This is a genomic window from Leyella stercorea DSM 18206 (genome assembly GCF_000235885.1).
Lineage (GTDB): Bacteria > Bacteroidota > Bacteroidia > Bacteroidales > Bacteroidaceae > Prevotella > Prevotella stercorea.
In genome coordinates this window covers 1-4,785 of the sequence record NZ_JH379374.1, presented here as the reverse complement: position 1 = coordinate 4,785, position 4,785 = coordinate 1, and the positions used below count along the sequence as shown (strand labels likewise).

Here is a 4,785-nt window from a genome sequence, read left to right as displayed (position 1 = left end):
CTCTACTTCGTCGGCTTCTATGTGCTACTGTTATTCGACATTGTACTGTGCATACAGGTAGAAAACCTGACGGCAATCACAGCAAGCGAACAGACAATGGCGGCCTACTTGCAAAACAGCTTCTTCTCCGCCGGCTACTTGATGGCGGCAAGTATCGTGGCACTGAAATGCCTAAACCTCGTGCCGGACTTGGCAGCATGGATGATACCTGAAGGCGACACGGCCTTCTCTACACGGAACTTTGGAGAAGGTGTGGCGCAGCAGGCCAAAATGACGGCTACGGGCGGTATCGGCTCGATGATGAGATAATGATAAACCTAATATTAAATATCCAAAAGATGAATGTACAACAGAAAATTGAGAAATGGTGCAGGAACGAGCGTTTCGTGCACTATGCAAATGAACGCATAAGCGAAGAACTCGTTTATGCACCTAACCACCGAATTGATCCGGAATATGAAGAACTGGACGAAGCCATTACATGGGACAACCGATATATTGTCCCTATGATGACTTACCTTACCTATCGTCTGCAACTGGTCAAATTGCAGAAAAATGCCAAGAATCGAAACCGCCGTGTCTGGTGGATATTCGTGCATGTAATCATGCGGGAAGATTACACACAGCTTTTTGACGGGAAGTTCGAAAAATTTCTGACGGAGTTGCATGATACAGTCATGACAATGTTACATGACGAATACACACGATTGTCTAACAAGAAAAAATAAAGGTATATGGTCATCAAACATTTGGAGAATAAAATCCGACTGGTGGGCATCATCTGCACTGCTTTTCTTGCAGGGTGTATCATCATCAGCGTATCAAGTATCTGGACTGCCCGGACAATGGTGACGGACGCGCAGAAAAAGGTGTATGTGCTGGACGGAAATGTACCTATACTCGTAACCCGCACGACGATGGACGAAACACTGGACGTGGAGGCCAAGAGCCACGTAGAAATGTTCCACCATTACTTTTTTACTCTCGCACCGGACGACAAATACATCCGCTATACGATGGAAAAAGCGATGTACCTGGTCGATGAGACGGGACTGGCACAGTACAATACCCTCAAGGAAAAGGGATTTTACTCCAATATATTGGGTACGAGCGCGGTGTTCTCGATATTCTGTGACAGTATCTCCTTTGACAAAAAGAATATGGAGTTCACCTACTATGGTCGGCAGCGAATCGAGCGCCGGAGTAATATCCTGATGCGCGAACTGGTTACGGCAGGGCAACTTAAACGTGTGCCGAGAACGGACAATAATCCGCATGGACTGCTCATAGTAAACTGGCGCACATTGCTGAACAAAGATATCGAGCAAAAAACAAAGAGTAACTATTAAATCACCAAAGATATGAATATCAAAGGATTCAAACGGATGTTGTTCGGCGAGAAGATGCCGGACAAAGATGACCCGCAGTACAAGGAACGCTACGAGCGAGAGGTGCAGGCCGGGCATAAATTCGCCAAGGCGACACGCATCGACCAAGCGGCGGCCAAGGTGCAGGGCTTTGCCAACGCACACCGGACGCTGTTTCTGGTCATCGTCTTTACATTCGTCATCGGAGCTTTCGTATGGAACGCCTACCGCTTGGTAACTGTGTACAGACACAGTCCGGTAAGTCGCACGGCGACGGAAAAGCAGGATTCAGTGCTTCGGGAACGGCACAAGCTGTTGCAGGAAGTCGAAATAAGGGAACATAAAAACAGAGGGGACAAACCATAGTAAAAAGAGTACTTATGAATACACGGCTTGAAAAATCAGTCCGTTCGTCAGACGAATGGTACACGCCAAAGGAGATACTGGACGCATTGGGCAAATTCGACCTTGACCCTTGCGCTCCCATCCATCCGTTGTGGCCGACTGCCGAGGTCATGTATGACCAGAACATAGATGGGTTGTCCCAGATATGGGAAGGGCGTGTGTGGCTCAATCCTCCCTATTCGCGTCCTCTTATCGAGCTATTCGTCCGGAAATTGGCAGAACATGGCAACGGCATTGCATTATTATTCAACCGTTGCGATTCCAAAATGTTTCAGGACGTCATCTTTCCAAAAGCGACGGGAATGAAATTCCTACGCCACCGCATCCGATTCTACCGACCAGGCGGAGCACGAGGTGACTCTCCCAGTCGCGGTAGCATCCTATTAGCTTTCGGAGAAGACAACGCAGAGATACTGAGAAATTGTGCCATTGAAGGCAAATATGTACAACTCAATTAAAAGATGTATAATGAAGATATTGGAGAAAATCAATTTTCGCCAGCCGAAATATATGCTTCCCGCCATCCTTTATTTCCCCCTGCTCGGCACGTCTTATTTCATCTTCGACCTGTTTCAGACAGAAACGATAGAAATACAAGACAAGGCGTTGCAGACGACGGAGTTCCTGAACCCCGAATTGCCGGGGGCACAGATCAAGGACGATGGCATAGGCAGCAAATACGAGAATATGGCGAAATCATGGGGTAAGATACAAGACTACTCCGCTGTAGATAACATAGACCGGGAAGAACCCGATAAAAACAAGGAAGAGTATGAATCGAAATACACGCAGGACGACATCGACCTGCTCACGGAAGAACAACAGGAAAAAGCTGCGGCAGCGGAAATTGCCTCTGCCAAGACACGAGAACAGGAAGCACTTGCCGAACTGGAGAAAGCACTCGCAGAGGCGAGACTGAGAGGGCAAAACGCGACTGTACCCCCGGCAGAAACGGACACGGCCAACATTGCTCCACCACAAGGAGCAGCAGCCTCCGGAACCATCAACGAAGAGAGCCGGGCTGTGAAAACGCCATCAGCGGACGAACCGCCAAGCGAGGTGGTACGCAAGGTGAAGACAACCTCGGACTACTTTAACACACTGTCGAAGAATGTCCGTGAACCGAAACTCATCCAAGCCATCATTGACGAGAACATCAAAGCGGTGGACGGCTCGCGCGTGAGGTTGCGCCTGCTTGACGATGTGGAGATTGGCGAGTGTGTGATAGCAAGGGGAACATACCTGTACGCTACGGTAAGCGGATTCTCATCCGGGCGCGTGAAAGGTAATATCAGCAGCATCCTCGTGAATGACGAATTGGTGAAAGTGAGTCTCTCACTCTATGATACAGATGGCATGGAGGGGCTGTATGTGCCCAACAGCCAATTCCGGGAAACGAGCAAGGATGTAGCAAGCGGGGCAATGTCGGGCAATATGAACATGAGTATGGGAAGTACAACAGGAAACAGCCTTGCACAATGGGGGATGCAGGCGGTGAACAATGCCTACCAGAAAACAAGCAATGCCATTAGCAAAGCTATCAAGAAAAACAAAGTCAAGTTGAAATACGGAACTTTCGTGTATTTAGTGAACGGACAGGAAAAAAGGAATTAAAACGATGATGACATGGAAACAGATTTATCAGAATATCACAAAGGTACGGATGGGCTTTATTATGCGGACTATATAGCCCCAAATAAAGCCGAAACATTTATCGGAAAACTTGTGAGTACCGAATGGTGGCATCACAGAGGGCAGTTTGCCCTAATATGCAACTTCCGAACAGAAGACAGACGGAGGATTGCCTTATTCGCTTTTCAAAAACATACCGGTTTTTACGGACCAAGATACGGGAATGTTAATTTCAAAACAGTGGAGAAGGGCACTCTTTGGCAATGTGAAATCCAAATGACCCGGACGGGACGTTGTACTTGGGCGCGTGCCAGGCAGATAAAGAAATGAAGCGAAATAGGGAAAAGAAATCAATATAAATATTTTTAATCATGTGCCTATGAAATCTTCAAACTACTTAAAAAAATTATACGGGAATCCGACAGATGAAAAATATACACCGGGATATGGTGTATTACCCATTATCAAATATATACCTGAAGGCAAGATAGTCTGGTGTCCTTTCGATACGAAGCACAGTGAGTTTGTGCAGAAATTCAAGGATGCCGGTTTCCATGTCGTGTATTCCCATATCTATAACGGACAGGATTTTTTCAACTATGAACCGTCCCAATGGGATATACTCGTATCCAATCCTCCTTTCAGCCGGAAGGTGGAAGTCTTTGAACGCTGTCTGAAACTCGGAAAACCATTCGCCTTGCTGATGTCCAACTATTGGCTGAACAACGTAGCACCCTGCCGACTTTTCCAGAATACTGATCTGGAATTACTCATGTTCGATAAACGTATTCAGTTCGGAAAAGGGAAAAACGTACCGTTCAACAGCAGCTATTTCTGCCATAAAATACTTCCGAAACAAATCATATTCGAACAGATAGATGTTACGGACAAATCTCCAAGTTGTATGCAGGATGACATCCCAGATAAGGCAAATATCAATCCGCAAGAGAATAAAGCAATCATGAATTTTCAATTATAACTCTGTATTTCAATGAAAAGGAATTTATTTGGCATTATGCTTCTATCAGGTATTTCCATTTTACCGAAAGCTAACGCACAAACTACCTACGAAGAAATGGAACAACTGACGGTGAACGAACAGATAACAACTGTCATCACGGCATCGGAACCGGTGCGTTTCGTGGATATTTCCACTGACAAGGTGGCGGGCGATCAGCCCATTGACAACATCATTCGCCTAAAGCCCAAGGAAAGCGGACACGAGGATGGTGAAATACTCGCCATCGTCACCATTGTGACGGAACGATACCGCACACAATACGCACTGATTTATACCACAAGGATGAAAGAGGCAGTAACGGATAAGGAGATATTGCTGCAAGAGCGTAATGCGTACAACAATCCGGCAGTCTCAATGTCC

9 protein-coding genes are annotated in these 4,785 nt (G+C 46.5%); all 9 read left to right on the top strand.

From position 1 onward, the window contains the following. A partial coding sequence (locus tag HMPREF0673_RS01835) for a hypothetical protein (RefSeq protein WP_007897357.1) occupies positions 1–309 on the top strand: 309 nt, incomplete at its 5' end. A 29-nt stretch (positions 310–338) separates the two neighbouring features. Further along, positions 339–728, top strand: coding sequence for a hypothetical protein (locus tag HMPREF0673_RS01830; protein WP_004310176.1), 390 nt, complete (start codon positions 339–341; stop codon positions 726–728). Positions 729–734: 6 nt separating this feature from the next. Then, positions 735–1,349, top strand: coding sequence for a conjugative transposon protein TraK (traK, locus tag HMPREF0673_RS01825; protein ID WP_004310175.1), 615 nt, complete (start codon positions 735–737; stop codon positions 1,347–1,349). A 12-nt stretch (positions 1,350–1,361) separates the two neighbouring features. After that, a complete protein-coding gene (locus HMPREF0673_RS01820) occupies positions 1,362–1,733 on the top strand; it encodes a hypothetical protein (RefSeq protein WP_004310174.1) in 372 nt (123 codons plus the stop codon). 14 nt (positions 1,734–1,747) lie between these two features. After that, on the top strand, positions 1,748–2,230 hold the full coding sequence (locus HMPREF0673_RS01815) for a DNA N-6-adenine-methyltransferase (protein ID WP_004310173.1): 483 nt from the start codon (positions 1,748–1,750) through the stop codon (positions 2,228–2,230). 10 nt (positions 2,231–2,240) lie between these two features. Then, positions 2,241–3,386, top strand: coding sequence for a conjugative transposon protein TraM (gene traM, locus HMPREF0673_RS01810; RefSeq protein ID WP_004310172.1), 1,146 nt, complete (start codon positions 2,241–2,243; stop codon positions 3,384–3,386). Between the two features lie 12 nt (positions 3,387–3,398). Beyond that, positions 3,399–3,734 (top strand): hypothetical protein, encoded by a 336-nt coding sequence (locus HMPREF0673_RS01805; RefSeq protein WP_004322067.1) that lies wholly within the window; start codon positions 3,399–3,401, stop codon positions 3,732–3,734. A gap of 49 nt (positions 3,735–3,783) precedes the next feature. After that, a complete protein-coding gene (locus tag HMPREF0673_RS01800) occupies positions 3,784–4,383 on the top strand; it encodes a hypothetical protein (RefSeq protein WP_004322068.1) in 600 nt (199 codons plus the stop codon). A 12-nt stretch (positions 4,384–4,395) separates the two neighbouring features. Continuing rightward, on the top strand, positions 4,396–4,785 hold a 390-nt coding region (locus HMPREF0673_RS01795), incomplete at its 3' end, for a DUF4138 domain-containing protein (RefSeq protein WP_007897351.1).

Bases quoted from the DNA above. Each gene is read 5' to 3' on its own strand.
- HMPREF0673_RS01830 (WP_004310176.1), top strand. From the start codon at position 339: ATGAATGTACAACAGAAAATTGAGAAATGGTGCAGGAACGAGCGTTTC.
- traK (WP_004310175.1), top strand. From the start codon at position 735: ATGGTCATCAAACATTTGGAGAATAAAATCCGACTGGTGGGCATCATC.
- HMPREF0673_RS01820 (WP_004310174.1), top strand. From the start codon at position 1,362: ATGAATATCAAAGGATTCAAACGGATGTTGTTCGGCGAGAAGATGCCG.
- HMPREF0673_RS01815 (WP_004310173.1), top strand. From the start codon at position 1,748: ATGAATACACGGCTTGAAAAATCAGTCCGTTCGTCAGACGAATGGTAC.
- traM (WP_004310172.1), top strand. From the start codon at position 2,241: ATGAAGATATTGGAGAAAATCAATTTTCGCCAGCCGAAATATATGCTT.
- HMPREF0673_RS01805 (WP_004322067.1), top strand. From the start codon at position 3,399: ATGGAAACAGATTTATCAGAATATCACAAAGGTACGGATGGGCTTTAT.
- HMPREF0673_RS01800 (WP_004322068.1), top strand. From the start codon at position 3,784: ATGAAATCTTCAAACTACTTAAAAAAATTATACGGGAATCCGACAGAT.